This window comes from Paenibacillus marinisediminis, from assembly GCF_054343325.1.
Window position 1 is genome coordinate 143,193 of sequence record NZ_JBTGUH010000004.1, and the last position, 18,856, is coordinate 162,048.

Below are 18,856 nucleotides of genomic sequence, written 5' to 3' on the forward strand. Positions count from 1 at the left end.
AGTATCTATTTCCTTGCAACCGCCATCATCTCATCAACTGCAGTATTTTTCTCTTTTTGTTGATAAAGGTAGATATTTCTTCTACACTGTAAATAATTCTACATTCGATTCGATAATATATTTAACCAATAAACAAAGATGCAAAATAATGATACATACATATAAAGGATGAACCCAATGAAGATTACAGGCGATCAAGCTCTTGTGAAAAAAATAAATACCGCGTTAATTCTAGACACGATTCGTCTGCATGCCCCGATATCTCGAGCGGATGTTGCTGAGATGACAGGCCTTAATAAAGCGACTGTGTCTAAGCTTGTGAACGACCTGATCGAGAATCAATTGGTATCTGAACTCGGTCCAGGTCAATCCAGCGGCGGCCGCAAGCCGCTTATGCTGTTATTTAACCGCCATGCAGGCTATGCGATCGGCATCAATCTTGACGTAGACCGCTGCCAAGCGATGCTGTGCGATCTGTCCGGTCAAATCGTGATTGACAGCGGAGTGCTGCAGCTCCAATCAACAGATCCCGCTTCTGTTCTGGATGTACTATGCGGAGCCATCGATCATCTAATGAGCCAAATGCCGGATTCTCCTTATCAGGTCATTGGAATTGGGGTTGGAGTACCTGGGATGGTGGATGAGGACGGCACCATTCAATTCGCTCCTAACCTCGGGTGGGAGAACGTCCCTCTGCAGGCTTGGCTGCAAGAGCGCTATCCCGAGCAAATAATTGCGGTCGAGAATGAAGCCAACACAGGTGCGATTGGTGAACTTCGATACGATGCGGGCCAATCTTCGCCCCATCTGATCTATGTAAGTGTTGGTGCCGGTATTGGTACCGGCATTATCGTTGGCGGTGAGCTGCTGCGAGGCGCATTCGGATATTCGGTCGAGCTGGGCCACATGACCATCGAAGCGAATGGTCGAAAATGCTCCTGCGGCAATCGCGGATGCTGGGAGCTGTATGCCTCGGAGAAGGCGCTCCTTGATGAGCGGCTTAAGCTGCCGTTTGCAACGCTGGAGGAAGCGATCAGACTTGCTGAGACCGATGACCCGGCAGCGCTTCACGCGCTTCAGCAGATCGGCGAGTACCTTGGTATCGGCCTCACTAATCTGGTGAATGCCTTCAATCCGCAGCTTATTATTATCGGCAATAAGCTGGCGCACTCGGAACGCTGGCTTCGCAGCGCATTAAGCCGAACCGTACAGCAGCGCGCGCTGCGCTCCCATCAGAGCGGAATGAGGATCGAATTCTCCTCTCTCGGGTCGTACGCGGCTGCGCTCGGCGCCGCAAATCTCGTGATCTCTTCCTTTATTGGCAGGGCAAAAGTCAGCGTATAAATGTTGTCAACATAAAAACACCTCCAAGGTTGTCCCTATAACTTACGAAATAGGAGCATTCCCTTGAAGGTGTTTTGATTTATCTTACATTGTGAGGTCAGTCCCTTTCGACAGCCATACAATTAGAATCTTTTGTGGACTTCAAACTCATAGAACGAATAGCCGTATATCGTTGCTCTTTGAATGCCCTGAAGCTTCACGTATCTGGCATTCGTTGTTTGTAGACGAATGGTTTGCTTTCCGTCTTTCGCTTCGATTACGCCATCATTATCCGTAATATTTGTCCATTGTTCCTTATCGTTCGATACGAATATTTTAAAGGTTTTCGCGCGAGCATATTCCCAATCGATGACAATCGTATCGAAATCCTTCACCCCGCCAAGGTCAACGGTAAACCAAGTATCGTCCGTATAATTGCTTGACCACCTTGTGCCATACACGCCGTCCACGGCTTGATCAGGAGATAGATTCGGTCTACCCGATTCAACCGATGAAGCCTCCGCGTTTTTATGTAATGCAAGGTTGCTGCCAAGTAAGTAGTCTACATCGGTCTGCAAAACATCGTACGCCCGCTCGGATATCAGCGCCTCTTCTCTCTCCATGTCCAACATTTTATTCATATCTTTCAAATGCTTCATCGCTTTTGCCGTGTCGCCTTTCATTTGAAATTTCTTCACGGTTTCCAAATGGGCTTGTAACGAACGAGCGCTGCCATGATCCGTAAAATCTCCCGCTGCCTCGAAACGCGAAATCAGCGTCATCATCTCATCGACGTTCGTTGCGATCTCAATCCAGAGCGTTTTTTTCGTCACGTTGCCGACCATATCAATCGCAGTGATTTCCAGTTGGTGCTTGCCGGGCTTTCCTGCGAGATCGATCTTTGTTCCCGCTTGATAACTTCCGCGGTCGAATACCGCTTTCACATCCACAACACCGCTGCCGCTATCGATCGCATCCCATGTAAAGCTAAATGCTTCCGATTCGGTCACGGTCACATCGCCTGACACTTCCTTACCGTTCATCGATACATTGATGGTTGGACCTGTATAATCCGTCTTCTCGTAGGTTCCTTTCAAGAACTGATACAGCCAATCATACAATATACGCGTCTTAGGAACCTTGCTCATCGCAGCCTCATATACCGCGTCGTTGCCTTGGTAATAGGCTTTGAACACGTTCGGCTGCATATAACCATACTTGACGCCCGCATCCAGATACTCAATATACCGCTTACGGAACACGTCATCCGTGATCATCCGGTTGTCGAATTCCATCTCGATTCCCATGCCATACTGCTTCGCTATGTCTGCAGCGTCTTCAAGACGATTGATGTTCATGTCCTCAAAGAAATAATTCGGCTGGAAGGCCGCCGCGTCAATACCGAGATCCTTCCAGAGGAAGCTCTTGTACGCATTGAAATGCGGAACCCAGAACAGCTTCATCTGATTCTCTTGAACAAGACGGCTTGCGGCACGAACCAAATCTTCACCTGCGTTGTCGGTGCTGACCTCCTCGTCAAGCCAATACATCCCTGCAAGCTCAAGATGGGCATAATTGCCTTCAATCCATTTCGCATTTGATTGTTCAATCCACCACTTGATCGCCTTCTCCCGATTCGCGGCTGCAGCCTCTTCGCCGACGACTCCGGCATTAAAATTCTCGGAAACGCCGTCACCATCCACATCGCCGAAATCGGTTACCCAGTAGCCGGGATTCGGAATCATTAGCCCGACTTTGATCTTATGATCCGGTTGATTCAGCTTAAGAGCCACTTCCTTGGCGGCTTCATCCAGTTGCCGGATATCCCCGTGCTCCACATTATAAGTCTTCTCAAAATGCCATTTCCAGTCTTCGAGCGTTCCATTGCCATAACCAACATCCCGTCCGCTCGGCGAAGAACCCGCAGCAAAGAACACACTGTCGAACAACCAGTCAACCGGTTCACCTTGTTCATTCACATAGCTGATGAACGGAATGATCTTCTCCTTTGGGAAATCGCCTTTGCCGCCTGAATAATAGCCATTCGGAAGGAAGACAAGATTGTGGACACCGGCGGTGGCATCCCCAACTTCCTGATAGGCCGGTTGGTACGGAGGCACTTCTACAGCGCCGTCTTGCCGCCCGTCCGCACCCCAAACTTCGATTTCATCAATGAAGATCAACGCCGTTTGATGTGTGTAAAAAGTAACTTTGACGTATCGGGCATAAGCCATAGCTGCATCCGGATCAGACAGCAGCCCTGTCTTGCTTCCATCCCATTCAAAGGTCTGCTCGCGCGGTGGACCATACTGCAAAAATTTCAAGGTTGGAAGATTCGCCACGGTCCCCCAATTGACTTTATCGTTAGATACGTACACGGATACAGTCAGAGGAAACAGGATGTTATGCGCGCTGTAATCCTCCAAAAAATGCGCCTTCACACTGGCAATAGACTTCTCTTCACCTAGATCAAATACGACGGTACGCATTTTTTGATCCAAATGCCCCGTCCAAGCTGGATCATTATAGTCTTGCAAATTTCCATACTTGCCGTCTGTCAACGCTGTCCCGGTATCGGGATGAGATAGCATCGGAGCGACTGACCATTCATAGTCGAGCCCTGCTGCGAGATTACGCATCCCAGTCTGTGCTGCTTGTTCTGGTTGATTGGGTGCTTCACGCGCGGAGATTATCGGAGTCATCGTCATCATGAGTGCTGCAACCAGAACAATAGAGAAGCATGTCTTTAACGATTTCATTTCCTTACCTCCTTGGTTTTAACAGTTGGTAACTTAGCGTTATTATGTTGAGGCTATCGGGCCTCTGCAAGTCTCTGCAATATACATTTATATACTTTGATATACTTTTATTTACTTTTCAACGCTTTTCAAGAATTGTTTGGGCGTCAAAAATGGTGCGAAAATATTGTGCGAGTATCAAATTTTGTTTCTTGCCCCCAACCAAAATTACCCATTATCATGAATCCATGCGGAAGAAAGGGCCCAGTAATACCGCAATTAATCGGTGAAAGGAGAAAGTTATGAGAGCAGCCAGTCAGCCAAGTAAGCGTGTGTCATCCTATCGCTTACGTGAGAATATGCAGCTTTACTTGATTATGCTCCCCGTTCTGCTGCATATTTTTATTTTCAGCTATATTCCGATGTACGGGATCATTATCGCTTTTCAGAATTATTTTCCAGGAAAACCTTTCTTCTCTCTTGAAAGCGCTAACTGGGTTGGTTTTCAACACTTCATCGATTTTTTTAACGGACCTTACTTCGGAAGACTCATGCGCAACACCTTTTTACTCAGCTTTTATACACTCGTATTCGGCTTTTGGGTGCCAATTCTTTTTGCCCTTCTGATTAACGAGCTGAGGAGCGGTATTTTCAAAAAAATTGTCCAGACGGCAAGCTACTTGCCTCACTTTATCTCCAACGTCGTCGTTGCCGGCATGGTATTGTCCTTCATCAATGCGGACGGCATCATTAATGCTTTTGTTAATCTGTTTGGCGGCGAAACGACGGTGGCATTGAATACCGAGCCGGGATATTTTCCGGCCATTTATACGATTACGAGCATTTGGAAGTCGTTCGGCTGGAGCAGCATTTTGTATCTCGCAGCGATGTCTTCCGTTGATCCTCACTTATATGAAGCGGCGAGAATGGACGGAGCTAACCGGTTAAAGCAAATGTTTCATGTTACACTGCCTGCCATTCGTCCGACGATCTTCATTCTGCTGATCTTGGCAATTGGTAATTTACTGTCAGCGAATAGTGAGTTTATTCTACTTATTTATAATCCAATGGTTTATGAAACAGCGGATGTTATTGGCACCTATTTGTACCGTGAAGGCTTGCTTGGCGGAAATTTCAGCTCAGGTGCGGCTGTCGGCCTGTTTATAGCGCTCATCAATTTCACTCTCTTGTACATCGCTAACACACTAAGCCGCAAACACACGGATTACGCTTTATGGTAAGGGGGAATTCGATTGTTCGCCTCGTCCCGAAGAAACCCGAACGCGATTAGGCAAGGTTCTATAATCGTCGATATTGTCTTTCTTGTAATCGCGCTCTTGATTTGCTTCATTACCTTGTATCCTTTCTATTTCGTTATCATCATGTCCATCAGTTCGCCCCAGGAAGTGGCAGCCATGAACGTGTTCTGGTATCCGAAAGGCTGGTCTCTCGGTGCTTACGAACTCATTGTCCGAGACACCAAGATGTGGTGGGCCTATACGAATACGTTGATATACGTTACTGCGGGAGCGTTCCTGAACTGCCTGATGGCCGTACTCGGCGCCTATCCGCTAACCGTACGCAATCTTGCGGGGCGCAAATGGGTGGTTGCCTTCATCTTAATCCCCATGTACTTCGCGGGCGGATTGATTCCTTCCTACTTGCTGGTGAACCAGCTTGGGCTGTACAACACGATGTTCGCTGTCATTATTCCCGGCATGGTGAGCATCTGGAACATCATTCTTGTCAGAACATTCTTTACGACGATACCGGAAGCGCTGAAAGAGTCCGCTTTTATCGACGGCGCTTCCCATTGGCAGCTGCTATTCAAAGTCATCCTGCCGATTTCCAAGCCGATCATCGCGGTCATTGCCATCTATTCGATCGTGGGCATTTGGAACAGTTGGTTCGACGCACTCGTCTATCTGCCGAATGAGAAGCTTCATCCGCTGCAAATGTATTTGTACCGTGTCGTGGTGCAGCAGTCGGTTGATTTGAAGACACTTTCGCTCCAGGATACCCGCACTGCCGTAGAGAACATGCTATCGAACATTCAGTTGAAATATGCGATTATCGTCTTCACGACGCTGCCTGTTATTTTTACCTACCCGTTCTTTCAGAAATATTTCATCAAGGGAGCGCTTCTTGGCTCGTTAAAAGAATAATCATTTTAGGGGGAAATCGTCCATGAAGCATTGGAGAAAAACACTTCTATCCGGTCTGACGGCAGTTCTGTTAATCGGATCAATCACCGCATGCAGCAGCAGCAACGAAGGTCAGAGCAATACCGACAGCACTAAAAAAGGGGAATCTAGCAACAACGTTTCATCCGATCAAAAATTCAGTACACTTCGGATGCTTGGTCCTACAAATGGAAACAAATATATTAAATTCGACGACAGAGAACAGTACCCTGTATGGAAGGAAATTGATACGCTGCTGAATAACGCCGGCTTGAAACTGGATTACGAATGGGTACCCGCCGAGCAATATGAAGTTGTCCTCAAGACGAGAATGGCTTCTGGATCCGACCTTCCCGATATCGTGAACATTACGAAACTCGATAATACAACCGTACTGAATCTTGCGAAGCAAGGTGTCTTTCTAGATCTCAATCCGCTAATCGAGAAGTACAGCAACGGCAATATCAAAAAAATGTATGACACCGAATTCCCTTATGCCAAAAAATCAACCACATCCCCAGACGGCCAAATGTACTGGTTCAGCAATCTTCACAAAAAAACATATCAAGGAAAAGACCCAGCCCCTGTCTCTCTAACCATGATGATTCGCAAAGATTGGTTAGATAAGCTCAATCTCCCAGTACCGACAACGGCGGACGAATATTTGCAAACACTGAAGGCATTCCGAGAAAACGATGCCAACGGAAACGGCAAGAAAGACGAAATCCTTTCATATCCTTACCCTGGTCAGTTCAATGGTGCGATTGCCCAATGGTTTGGACTAGGCACAGGCGTCACAGCCGTTGATGTTGAGAACAAAAAAGTCGTATCTCCGTGGTATCAAGACGGAGTCAAGGATTACTTCCGTTTCATGCAGAGTCTAGTGAAAGAAGGACTTCTCGACACGAGCCTGATCGAAGCCAAGGGCGAACAAGTGCAGCAAAAAATGACAGACAATCAGGTTTCATCCTTGAGTGATTATAATCTGGAGAACTATCAAGAACCGACGATCCGCGGGGGCGGCGAATATCTTCCACTGATGCCGCTTAAGGCTGTTGACAACATCACCCCTGCAGCACAGTTGGAGCCACCTTTCCTTATTTTCAATAAATTCGCTATCACCAAAAATTGCAAAGACGTAGAAGCAGCCATTAAATTTTTTGATACGGTCTACTCTGACAAATACGCGGATCTCATGTTCTGGGGGATTGAAGGACAGACTTACAAAATTGAGAGCAACGGCGCAAAAGTATTTCTTAATAACGGATCAGCCGAAGAAATGGCCAAAACGAAGCAGGTTAATGGAAACGCACTGCTCGGAGATACCGTATTCCCTCGCGTGCAATTCGCCAATCTTGAATACGAGCTTTCCAGATTGCCGCAATACAAAGTGGATAACGAGCTGCAAATCCTGAAATACAAACCGTACTATGTCAATATGAACGACAACTTCTTGGCGATCCCGGATGAGAAGCAATTGGAAACGAAGACGAAAATATTAACCAACCTGAACACCTACTCCTCAGAGCTTGCAACGAAGCTCGTACTTGGTCAAAAATCGCTCGATGATTGGGATCAATATATCGCCGAACTGAAAAAGCTCGGGCTCGATCAATTGATGGAAATCGATCAGCAATTACTTGACAGATACAATAGCATTCAGTAACTTTAATATTAGTAATATATGGAAAATGACAGATCCCACTCTTGATGTAGGTTCTGTCATTTTCTTTCATTCATTTCATTTGATTTCACACCGAAGGAGGGACGAATTTGAACAAGAGATGGTACGGAAACAGCGCGTTTCGAAAAATCTTTATGTCCTACACTGCCATATTGATCATCCCCATTATTATATTCAGTGCCTTGAACGTACACCGAAACATCATGGAAGAACAGCAACAGCAATATGAAAAGCATGCATCAGATGCCAAACGAATTGCGGATCTGGCAGACAACAAACTAAATGAGCTCAGACAATTCAGCAAGGACATGAGCAGCAAAACATGGGTTAGAAAACTCATGCAAACGACGAACGTCTACGACAAAGAATTCGATCTTGTTAAAATGATTGAGCTTAGAAAAGATCTGGAGAACGACATCAATGCGATGAATATTCTCTCCTTCGGCATGATTGTTTTTCCAGAAAAACAATGGATCCTATCTTCGGTCGGTACATTCCCGGAGGACGATTTTTTTGCTAGTGTAGCCGTATTCAACCCAGATTTACAACTCACCATTCAAAACGCCCTCTCAGACCCCAACGATTTCACAATCATGCAGCCGACTACAATGAACCTATGGGACAGCAGCAAGCGTGTCGTTCCTGTCCTTCAGAGCTTGGAGACTGTCAATCATCCGCGCGCTATATTGGTCCTCTTTATTGATAGCGCATACTTCTCCGATTATATACATCGTTTCGCAGGCACCGAGTACAACGACATCTTGATTTCTGCCGATCAATCGAGCATTTTTAAGCAAACGCGGAATACTCCGGACAAGCAAAATGCTAATAAGAAAGCACATACAATTGTTCTGCCATCTCTAGCTAGCGATTGGACATATACCATCTCCTATACCGATAACAGCGGTGTATGGATTCATAATTTATTTAGTTCAATGCTAGCCATTCTCATTTCAATCGCCGTGGGTACATGTTCTGCTCTTATATTAGCTCGAATCACTTACCGTCCACTGTACATCTTACTAATGAAGCTCTCAGATAAATTTCGATATGAGGATGTCAAAAATGGAGCCGTCTCTGGTTCTGAGTACCATTTCATCGAGAAATCATTTGACCACTTACTGCATGAAAACCAAAAGCTTCAACAATCCATGCACGAATTTGAAAGCGCTGCCAGATCAAACATGCTGCTTCGCTTATTGAAGGGGTATTTCTCGGATAACGAACCTATGAACGGGATGAAAAAATTCGGAATCTCTTATACGGACAATTTGCATTATTGCACAATGTTGGTTAGCTTTCATGCCATTCACGAAATTTCGGATTTCGAACATATTCGAAAACTGGAGATGCTCACGATGCTGGTTGTCGAACAGACGATTCAGCGTTATCAGCTTGACTATGAGCTGTTCGAGATCACGAATGCAGACAAAGCTTTGATCCTGTCTTCTGAACATCATTTTGGAGACGATGGAATGATTGAACAAATCGCTTCCGAAATTGCGGCTGAGATGGAGCAGCACTGCGGATTTCATCCTGACGTCTTATGTGGCTCATTAGAGCAAGGAATTGTCGGCATTAGCAAATCGTATTATGCAGCCCATGAACGCTTGCAATACCTGTTATTTTCACGCGGACATATACGCCTGATGCAGGAAGAGACGATCTTGAATGAATTCGACTACTATTATCCGACCGACTGGGAAGTTCAGCTGATCAACAACTTGAAGATCGGCAACCTGGATACGTCATTGCATATTCTTCAAGAAATTAGTGCGGAGAATGACAAGCGACAACTGTCTGAAGGCAGCATAGTCAAACTAGTCTCGTTGTTGATGGAAACGATGCTCCGAGTTCTTCATGAGGTAAATCTCGATACAGGCATTTACGCCAAGCAGTTCGCAAATCTGGTAAACTCGTCGGATACCCATGCCATGTGGAGCTATGTGTTTGAAGTAGGAACATTAATATGTGAAAGAAACCGATATTCCAACACATCATCCGTGATGGAAGTTGGCAGCGAATTGCTCCTATACGTTAATATGAACTATACAAGCGCCGACGTATCGTTAAAAAAGCTAGCGGACATGTTTCAAATGTCAACTTCTAACGTTTCTAAAATGTTTAAAGAAGTCTCGGGCATCAATTTCTACGATTATTTGTGTCGGTTACGAATGGAAATGGCCAAAGAATTACTGAGGGAGAAAAAATGCAAAATCGATGATATTGCCCATCGAGTAGGCTATGAAAATGTGTACTCCTTCAAGCGTGCTTTTACTCGATACGAGGGGATTAAACCGGATGAATACATGCAGTTGGCTATATGAGAGCATCGTAGTCCAACAACAAAAATAGAGCGTCACATTTACCTATACCATAAATGGCTTAAGCAAACGGACGCTTACATCTATCGACGCAAGTTGGTAGACTTGCTCATCAACGAACCTCTTTCCCATGGGTAAGGTTCAATCCCTTATCCACGGTACCAGATGGTTAAATGGTCAGGGCGATGGGCTTTGTCAGATTTTTAACTCCCCTAGCTTGATTAGCTCGACAACCGCTTGCGACCGACCCTTCACGTTCAACTTCTGCATCACATTCGAAATGTGGTTGCGAACTGTCTTCTCACTGATGAAAAGTTGTTGTGCGATATCACGGGTCGTTTTGTCCTGCACAAGCAGTTCAAAAACTTCGCGCTCACGGTTCGTTAACAGGAACTTGCTCTTGTGATCGCTACCCTTCAAGTGTCACCCCTCCTTGCCCGAGTTTTTGTAATTTAACAAGGTTAAGGGATACAGTCAAATTTATACTATGAAGGGCAGTTTCACTTGGTGCGGTTATAGCTAAAAATGGGCTGGTATCAGCAGCTTAAACCTTGTGAACAAGGATAATCTCCGTCGACCAGCCCTACAAAAAGTCCGTTATACCTTATCGAGTTCCAGGTGCCATGTAGCTAGTTGCACTCGGTGCTGTATGAGTTGTACTCGGTGCCGCATTAGTTGGGAACAATCGGCTTACCATGTCTTGGAACTCTGTTGTAAAGCCCTGAATTGGATGTCCTGCTGCTGCTTGCTTAGCAAAATCATTCATGTGTGAAACAAAGTTTGCATCTGACGATACATATACATTTTGACAGTTCGGTGCCATACTCTTCACTTCTTTACCGATCTTGTCCTTCAGATCTTGCGGTACTTGACCAGATCCAGTAGTATGGGTAGTCATTTTACCGCCAGTAGTAGTGCTCTTCGACTTCATTCCTGTAGTGCCAGTGTCTTTTGTCGATACTGCAACGTAAGCGTTGTTACCATAAAGCATTACATTCGCAGATTTCACTCCTGGAATAGTCGAAACCTTTTTAGCGATTTTATCGCTCATTTCAGCTTTAGTGCCAGTATGCATTTGTTGGTTGCCAGTTGTGCCAGTGCCATACGGATGCGTGCCATAAGTATGGGTCCCATATGCACTATAGCCTTGATGTGGTCCGCCCATGGTGTATGGGTATGCGCCATACATATTGGCATTGCGAGTACCATATGGAGCTACTCCATCTGTTCCAGACGGATGAGTTCCATAGGTGTTGTAGTTGCGGTTAGGGTTATAATTCGGATTCGTGTACGTATTCATTCCAGGTGCAGTTGTACGTCCAACAGTATTGGTGCGTACTCCTTTAGTAGTCATGCCTTGATTCGTGCCGTAAGTGCAGCCAGTAAGACCAGTCGTCAGCAACATAGCTGCTGTTAATGACAACAGCGCAGTTTTCAATTGCATTGTGATGCCTCCCTTGTCATGATTAATTATTAAGAACAGATGAAGAGTGTCACCATGCGTTAGAATGCGCAATCGGGTTAAACTTATACTGAACTCAAATTCCAGATTCAGTCGCTTTGCCTTACACAGCTTCACGCAAACGAATAGTCAGCTATTGACAGTGAGGATATTTTCCATTATGATCAACCCATTATTTAGTACCTGGTACTAACAATAAACCTAACGATCATTTACGTATAGCATGCACCCATTATCCATATCGTAAGGAGTGTACACAATGCCAATCAGCTTATTGCAATCCACAGCTTATATATCAGCCTTCGGCACTTACGTGCCGGAGCATGTACTAACGAATGCCTATTTTGAGTCGATTGTCGATACGAATGATGAATGGATCACGCAGCGAACAGGCATGAAGGAACGGCGGAAGGCTGCCCCGCATGAATATGCCAGCGACCTAGGTTGCCAAGCCGTGCGACAGATGGAAACCAACTACCCTGGGTGTCTGCAAAATGTGGATGCTATACTCGTGGCTACGTCCACACCTGATACTTTTTTCCCAAATACCGCTGCACTCATTCAAGCCAAGCTCGGACTCAGCAATTGCTTTACTCTGGATATATCTAACGCCTGTGCAGGCTTCGTCAGCTCCATGCAGCTTGCGCTCGGCTTGCTGGACTCCGGCATGCATAAGAAAGTGCTGGTTATTGGCTCTGAGACACTGACCAAAACCGTGGATTACACAGATCGTTCATCCTGTATTCTGTTTGGCGACGGGGCAGGAGCCATCATGCTGGAGCAGGCCGCCCATCAAGCACAGGACAGCGGCAAGCCAGCCTTCATTGCCTCATACGCGGTGACGCAAGGTGATCTTCGCGGTGCTGTGTACCGTTCCGCATGCGCCGATCGTATCGGAAATGAAAGCATCCTCGATCACGGGATGCTCGTTCAGAACGGCCGCGAGGTTTATAAATGGGCGCTGAGTCAAATACCGCAAGGCGTTACACAATTGCTGCAGGCGGCAGACATGAGCATACAGGACATCGACCTATTCGTACCGCATAGTGCGAATTTGAGAATGATTGAAAGTATATGCGATCGCGCGGAGATCCCGATGGATCGTACGTTAACGAGTATGCAGAAGTGCGGCAATACATCTGCTGCCAGCATTCCGCTTGCTATCCAGCAGGGTATCGAGGACGGCAGAGTGCAGACAGACAAGCTAATGCTGCTCTACGGCTTTGGAGGAGGACTATCGCAGGCTGCCCTGCTTGTGCGCTGGACGTTGTAACCCACACCATTAAGGACGCGATCACATAAACTGCTATCGAGACTGGGACTTGCACAGCCTATAGGTGCAGTTCGCCTTTACGAAAGGGCGGTAGCGGATAATGAAGATGTTGTTTACATTCTATGTGCCAAGCGGTGGTATCGATACTTTAAATCGATTACGGGGTCGTGCGCTGCAGCAGATCGGGGTATACAGCCATCTGCTCTATACTCAAACTGGCTCCGGCTTGCAAAATAGCACGAATTTACCGACATATGTAACCTCTTCTGACCATGAGATTCAAAGTCTGCTGCAGAAACATAACTTTGAAGCTATTCTAGTTTCTTCTGATTTCATTATGCTTGAGCGATTGCGAAGACTTGGATATCACGGTCCATTAATATACGAGGCTCAGGGCTTAGGGGCGCCAGATCATGCAGAGCATGTCGCCTCTCAAGCCGCGCCATATATACAGCAATACGCTCAAGGCATTCATCTGCCAGCGACAGCACATTTAATACGCTTATTCGAGAAATATTGCCCTGCTATCCCGCGCTATGTATTTTCTAACGTAGTCGACTACGACCATTTTCATTATCAAAAACGCCTAAGTACTCCTCGCCACCCGATCATCTCATGGATTGGACGGTTAGAGCCAAATAAGAATTGGGATCACTTCCTAGACATTAGTCACCAGCTCATTCTACGCAATCCCCGCATCCGTTTGTGGATGTTTCTAGATAACAATTTGTCACAAGAAAATGACTATAAACGATTCTCCTTCAAGGTCGGCAAGCTTGACCTAAAAGAAAAGCTAACTATATTCAACAATATTCCTCATGCTCGCATGATGGATTACCTCTCGAAAACTGGCGACTCCGGCGGATTCCTGATGTCCACGTCGATTCTAGAAGGCTTTGGATACAGCATTGCTGAAGCATTGTCCTGTCGTTGTCCCGTGCTCTGTTCCGATTCAGATGGTGTGAAAGTGTTTATCCAGCATAATGTGACCGGCAAATTCTATACCCACAACAATATTCAGCAGGCGATTCAAGAAGGTGTGGATCTTCTAAACAATGCCTCGCTGCGAGATCGGATTCGCAAGCAAGGGGTTCAGCACATGAAACAGAACTTCCAGCCGAAAGTGTACGCTCAGCACTTCTCTCACATGCTTAATGTTATAAAGCAGAATTACCGACCAATTTAGCTCAACCAACTGCGATGTTCAGAAACGATAAAGCTCCCTTTCAAGCCTTCTATACCGCTTGAGAGGGAGCTTTATGCATATCGTCAGCTATGGAATATATGTTGAATGAATTGCCTTAGAGCTGGATGATATCGACTGTTCGTCCTCTGCAGCTCTATCGCGATCGCGTCCCGGTGCCTCACCGTACCCATGGCATCGTGTCTGCGGTAAGCAGTCAAGCGATCCGGAATATAATGAAAGTCGTAGCCCGCCAGCATAACGCGGTACCACAAATCCAGATCGTGTGTATAGGGTAGTCCCTCATCGAATTGGCCGACGCGTTTAAGCAGGTCACGTTTCATCATAATCGTGCAGCCATTGATCGGATTCCCTTCGAAGAAGCTATGATAGAACGCTGACGCTGTCGCAATCTTCATCCCAGCGCCACTCTCCGTGATATGTCCTTCACTGTTGATCAAGTCAAAGTTGGTGTGACTGATGTACCCTCCGCGATTCACCAAATATTTGGTTTGAACTTCTAATTTTTTGGGATAGAACCGATCATCTGAGGACAGCCAGGTGATGTACGAGCCTGATGATCGGCGAATTCCGTGATTGAGAGCCGACGCCGTGCCTCCGTTATTCTTTCTTGCATATTTAATTCTCGACCGGTATGGCTTAATTCGATCCATAAAAGAAGTAGAGCCATCATCCACAACTATAATCTCTTTATTCATATACGTTTGAGCTAAGGCGCTTTCGATTGCTTCGGCAATATATGGATCATTGTAAAATGGAATGACGATAGAAACGAGCGGCTTCATGATGATTCTTCACCTCCGTAGCTGTTACGGTGATAATTCAATATATCGGCAACAGAATGCTCAAAGGCTCGTGCAGGTTGCCAGTCCAACGCTGCTGGAAGCGTCTGCGCTGCTTGTTCCACATGATCGGAATAGGCAGAATTCGATGCGGCGATCGGAGTCGGGGTTGTCCCGCCTCCTTCTAAGCTTGAGCTTTCATCCTGCCAGCGGAACAACACATCCGTCAACGCCATTCGGCGGAAGGTATCCGCAATGTCGCCAAGAGATCGATGGATGCCACTCTGCACGCTATATACAGTGCCCGCTTCTCCTGCCTGCAGCAGCTTCTCATAAGCCGCTACCGCATCGCGAACGTCCAGATAGTCCCTCATAACACTTCGTGAGCTCAATAGAAAATCGCCCGAATCCCAACCTCGTTCCCGCTTCGCGATATATTGTCCAAGAAGAGAGCAGATGCCGGTCGAGGGACCGGGTCCGATCAGGTTGGAGGGCTCTGCCAATATCACATCGAGTCCAAACAGCTTCGACCACGCGCGAGCCGCCAGCTCCTGTATCGACTTGCTGAAAGCATAGGGATGCACGGGAGTACCCGCTTGGCTAAGCGGCGCTTTCAGCTTGGATGTGATAATAAGCGCCCGGATATGAGGCGCAGTACGCAGAGCGTCCACAACATGGATCGTCCCCATGACATTGACCTGCATCGTATGAATCGGCTGCTTCCACGAATCCGTTACCGCATTCACACCTGCCAAGTGCAGCACATAATCTGGTGCGGCATCATGCAGCGCTGCTGCAACCGCAGCGCCGTCCAGTAGATCACATACGATGACCCGCATTCCTGCTGCGGCCAATTCTGGGTTCGCCCTGCGTACGAGTGCGGTCACCTGCATCCCGAGATTCATAAAATATCGGCAGGCATGCCACCCTGTGAAGCCTGATGCGCCTGTCACAAGGATCGACGCTCCATTCATCATAAGACGACCGTCCTTTCTACTAGCTCACGCAGCATCTCTTCATAGGCAGGCAGCTCATAATGGACATCTGCCCGCGTCTGTACAAGCGTTCGATCCGAATAAGGCTCATCCTGTGGAACGATATCGACATCGTTCTTGCCATATACCTCTTGAAACAAGTGAAGGAGCTCGCATTTGGAAACAGGTGAAGGATGTGCGAGATGGACTAATCCGGATAACGGCCCCTCGATCCAGCGATCGATCGCCTTCGCAAGAGCCAAGGTCGTAACCCCATTCCACCTTACGTTTCGGTATCCTCTAATCTCGCCCGTTTGCCGCAGGAACCAGGCTAATAAGCCAAGTCCGCCCGCACGAATCTCCGGTCCGATAATAGAGGTGCGTATCGTCAAGTGAGGGCTGCCATCATGTACCGGATGAAGCTCACCAAGCGCTTTCGTCATTGCATATGCCGTGGTCCCATCCGGCTCGTCTATTTCGGAATAGCTGCCTCTTGCTCCTGAAAATACGCAGTCCGTGCTAATATGAACAACTTTAGCTCCTAGTAGATTCGCTCGCTGCCGCAAGCGCTGAGGCAATATCCCATTTACCTGGTACGCTTCCATCAGCCTGCGATCACAAGCATCGTTCAGAATGCCCGCCGCATTGATCACAACGTGGGGACGCACTGCCGTTAACACATGATCGACGTGCGCCATATCGGTCAGCTCGAGTAGCAGTGAGCTGTCATCCTCCTTATTACGAGTCGTATAGAATACCCTATGTGTCCCCTGCTGCTGAAAATATCGGACCAGCATATGGCCCGCCATGCCGTTCCCGCCGATAATGAGCAGCTTCATTGTATAAAGCCTCCTCGCTTCAGCATGACGCGAATGTCTCCCTTGCTCATCAAGCGCACATCAGAACTAAAGCTGCGGAACGATACCGGAACACAGTGCTCATATTTCTCTTGTAATCCCGGAATGTATATCGTCGGCAATATGATTAAATATTCATCGTCATACACAACCGTGTTCATACTCTCGTATTCGCTCATCAAGATCTCATGGATCTTCTCACCCGGTCGAATTCCCTTTTCAACGATAGTCACACCTTCGAGACCTGAGGCTTCTATCAGCACCTCTGCTAAATCGACTATCCTGCAGGTCGGCATCGTCATCACATAGATCTCCCCGCCATGGCTGCTCTCCGTTGCCTTGAATAGAAGCTCGATCGCATCGTGCAAGGTTAGGAAGAAGCGTGTCATTCGCAGATCCGTAATCCCGATCTCGCGTTTCGACTGAATCTGATCTTTAAACAAATGCACGACGCTGCCATTGGTCCCGAGCACATTGCCGCCTCGCACGCATACGAAGGTCGTCGAGGAACGCAGCAGGTTCGCGTAAACGATCAATTTCTCACCAATCGCCTTGGTCATACCGTAGAAATTAGAAGGATTCGCCGCTTTATCCGTGGAGATGTATACCACTTTTTCAACCTGATTATCTATTGCCGCTTCGATTACATTTTGCGTACCGATTACATTCGTCTTCAACGCCTCATATGGATGTTCCTCGCATACTGGCACATGCTTGAGCGCAGCAAGGTGAAACACGATGTCCACGCCTCTGCACGCAGATGATAATGCTCCCTTATCCCTTACGTCTCCGATGCAGAAGGTAAGCCGTCTATCGTCGAACGCCCGGTTCATGGCAACTTGAGCGGACTCGTTGCGAGAGAATACGACTATCTCCTTCGGCTGCCGCATAAGCAGCTGTCGGATCAGTTCATACCCCCAAGAGCCGGTGCCGCCGGTCACGAGTATGCGCTTATTGTTAAACATCGATCTTCCCTCCAAGCAGAAATTTTACGACTGTGTGAGAAACATGCGGCGCCACATATCCGCTCGGACAGATCCAATCGGTTGGCAAGGCAGTCATAACAGCCACGGCATCGACGATATGCTCCGTTTCAAGACCGGAAACGATATTGCTGCCGCAATCCACGGTCTCCGGTCGTTCGGTGGAATGGCGAATCGTAACGGCGGGAACGTGGAAGATACAGCATTCCTCTTGAACTGTGCCGCTGTCGGTAATGACGCAGTAAGCCTGCTGTTCCAAATGAACAAAATCAAAGAACCCGAAGGGTTCATAATATTCAACCAAAGGGTGCATGGAAAGGTTTAATTGGAGAATGCGGCTCTTCGTCCGCGGGTGAATGCTGCAAACGATTCGTTTGGCGTAACGTTCCGCCAATTGATTTAAGGCTTCTAGTATGTTGGACAATCGTGTAGGGTCGTCAACATTTTCCGCGCGATGAGCTGTTACGAGAAAATACTGCTGCGGTGCTAGCTTCAAGCGATCGAGTACATCATTCCGCTCAATGCGGGGTTGATAGTGCTGAAGCACTTCATATATCGGGTTTCCCGTTACGATAATGCGATGACTAGGTATTCCTTCTTGCAGTAGATTCTGCTTGCTCTGCTCGGTATAAGGCATGTTGATGGAAGCGATTGAATCAATTAGCCTGCGATTCTTCTCCTCTGGAACCTTATTATCGAAGCAGCGATTGCCTGCTTCCATATGAACAACAGGCACTCCAAGACGCTCGGCGATGATCGCGCTCAGCGCGCTGTTCGTATCTCCCAGCAGCAAGACCCTGTCAGGCTTCTCCCTCTCTATTAAGCGTTCGGTTTCCGCAAACAGAATCGATAATTGGCTGCCAAGGGTCTGCTGATGCGGCGGCATCATATAGTCAGGTGCGCGCAGCCCTAGCTCATCAAAGAATAGTTGACTAAGTGTAGACGTGTAATTCTGACCTGTATGCACCAGCGTATGCCGCTCAGCCGCTTGATCGAGCTGCTTCATAATTAAGCTAAGACGAATTATTTCTGGTCGTGTGCCTAGTATCGTCATGATACGCATGCTTGA

The 18,856-nt window shown here is 47.2% G+C and carries 15 protein-coding genes; 7 read left to right on the top strand and 8 right to left on the bottom strand.

Annotated elements, in window-relative coordinates; genetic code table 11:
* Positions 1-177 precede the first annotated feature (177 nt).
* A complete protein-coding gene (locus ACXX53_RS11885; RefSeq protein WP_458568869.1) occupies positions 178-1,344 on the top strand; it encodes an ROK family protein in 1,167 nt (388 codons plus the stop codon).
* Positions 1,345-1,466: 122 nt separating this feature from the next.
* On the opposite strand, the gene ACXX53_RS11890 is transcribed toward ACXX53_RS11885, so the two are convergent.
* Entirely contained in the window at positions 1,467-4,082 is a 2,616-nt protein-coding gene (locus tag ACXX53_RS11890; RefSeq protein WP_458568870.1) for a DUF4855 domain-containing protein, read from the bottom strand.
* Between the two features lie 281 nt (positions 4,083-4,363).
* Between ACXX53_RS11890 and ACXX53_RS11895 the strand changes: the two genes are divergently transcribed.
* From ACXX53_RS11895 to ACXX53_RS11910, 4 genes are all read left to right on the top strand, one after another.
* Positions 4,364-5,302 carry an ABC transporter permease gene (locus ACXX53_RS11895; protein WP_458568871.1) on the top strand — a complete coding sequence of 313 codons (939 nt, stop codon included), beginning with the start codon at positions 4,364-4,366 and terminating at the stop codon, positions 5,300-5,302.
* Positions 5,303-5,443: 141 nt separating this feature from the next.
* Entirely contained in the window at positions 5,444-6,226 is a 783-nt protein-coding gene (locus ACXX53_RS11900; RefSeq protein WP_458568872.1) for a carbohydrate ABC transporter permease, read from the top strand.
* Positions 6,227-6,248: 22 nt separating this feature from the next.
* Complete coding sequence (locus ACXX53_RS11905; RefSeq protein ID WP_458568873.1) at positions 6,249-7,910, top strand: extracellular solute-binding protein; 1,662 nt, start codon at positions 6,249-6,251, stop codon at positions 7,908-7,910.
* Between the two features lie 107 nt (positions 7,911-8,017).
* Complete coding sequence (locus ACXX53_RS11910; RefSeq protein ID WP_458568874.1) at positions 8,018-10,255, top strand: helix-turn-helix transcriptional regulator; 2,238 nt, start codon at positions 8,018-8,020, stop codon at positions 10,253-10,255.
* Positions 10,256-10,447: 192 nt separating this feature from the next.
* Here ACXX53_RS11910 and ACXX53_RS11915 read toward each other — a convergent pair whose 3' ends face one another.
* Positions 10,448-10,672 (bottom strand): helix-turn-helix domain-containing protein, encoded by a 225-nt coding sequence (locus tag ACXX53_RS11915; protein ID WP_019422432.1) that lies wholly within the window; start codon positions 10,670-10,672, stop codon positions 10,448-10,450.
* Between the two features lie 184 nt (positions 10,673-10,856).
* On the bottom strand, positions 10,857-11,696 hold the full coding sequence (locus ACXX53_RS11920; RefSeq protein ID WP_458568875.1) for a YhcN/YlaJ family sporulation lipoprotein: 840 nt from the start codon (positions 11,694-11,696) through the stop codon (positions 10,857-10,859).
* A gap of 277 nt (positions 11,697-11,973) precedes the next feature.
* On the opposite strand from ACXX53_RS11920, the gene ACXX53_RS11925 reads away from it, so the two are divergent.
* Entirely contained in the window at positions 11,974-12,987 is a 1,014-nt protein-coding gene (locus ACXX53_RS11925; protein WP_458568876.1) for a beta-ketoacyl-ACP synthase 3, read from the top strand.
* Between the two features lie 100 nt (positions 12,988-13,087).
* On the top strand, positions 13,088-14,173 hold the full coding sequence (locus tag ACXX53_RS11930; protein ID WP_458568877.1) for a glycosyltransferase family 4 protein: 1,086 nt from the start codon (positions 13,088-13,090) through the stop codon (positions 14,171-14,173).
* Between the two features lie 83 nt (positions 14,174-14,256).
* On the opposite strand, the gene ACXX53_RS11935 is transcribed toward ACXX53_RS11930, so the two are convergent.
* The 5 genes from ACXX53_RS11935 to wecB are packed head-to-tail and all read right to left on the bottom strand — an operon-like array spanning position 14,257 to position 18,850.
* Positions 14,257-14,976 (bottom strand): glycosyltransferase, encoded by a 720-nt coding sequence (locus ACXX53_RS11935; protein WP_458568878.1) that lies wholly within the window; start codon positions 14,974-14,976, stop codon positions 14,257-14,259.
* Entirely contained in the window at positions 14,973-15,950 is a 978-nt protein-coding gene (locus ACXX53_RS11940; protein WP_458568879.1) for an NAD-dependent epimerase/dehydratase family protein, read from the bottom strand. The genes ACXX53_RS11935 and ACXX53_RS11940 overlap by 4 nt, the downstream gene beginning before the upstream one ends.
* Complete coding sequence (locus ACXX53_RS11945) at positions 15,947-16,786, bottom strand: SDR family oxidoreductase (RefSeq protein ID WP_458568880.1); 840 nt, start codon at positions 16,784-16,786, stop codon at positions 15,947-15,949. Before ACXX53_RS11945 ends, ACXX53_RS11940 begins: the two co-directional genes overlap by 4 nt.
* Complete coding sequence (locus tag ACXX53_RS11950) at positions 16,783-17,769, bottom strand: polysaccharide biosynthesis protein (protein ID WP_458568881.1); 987 nt, start codon at positions 17,767-17,769, stop codon at positions 16,783-16,785. The genes ACXX53_RS11945 and ACXX53_RS11950 overlap by 4 nt, the downstream gene beginning before the upstream one ends.
* Positions 17,762-18,850, bottom strand: a complete 1,089-nt coding sequence (gene wecB, locus ACXX53_RS11955; protein WP_458568882.1) for a non-hydrolyzing UDP-N-acetylglucosamine 2-epimerase — start codon at positions 18,848-18,850, stop codon at positions 17,762-17,764. The genes ACXX53_RS11950 and wecB overlap by 8 nt, the downstream gene beginning before the upstream one ends.
* Positions 18,851-18,856 lie beyond the last annotated feature (6 nt).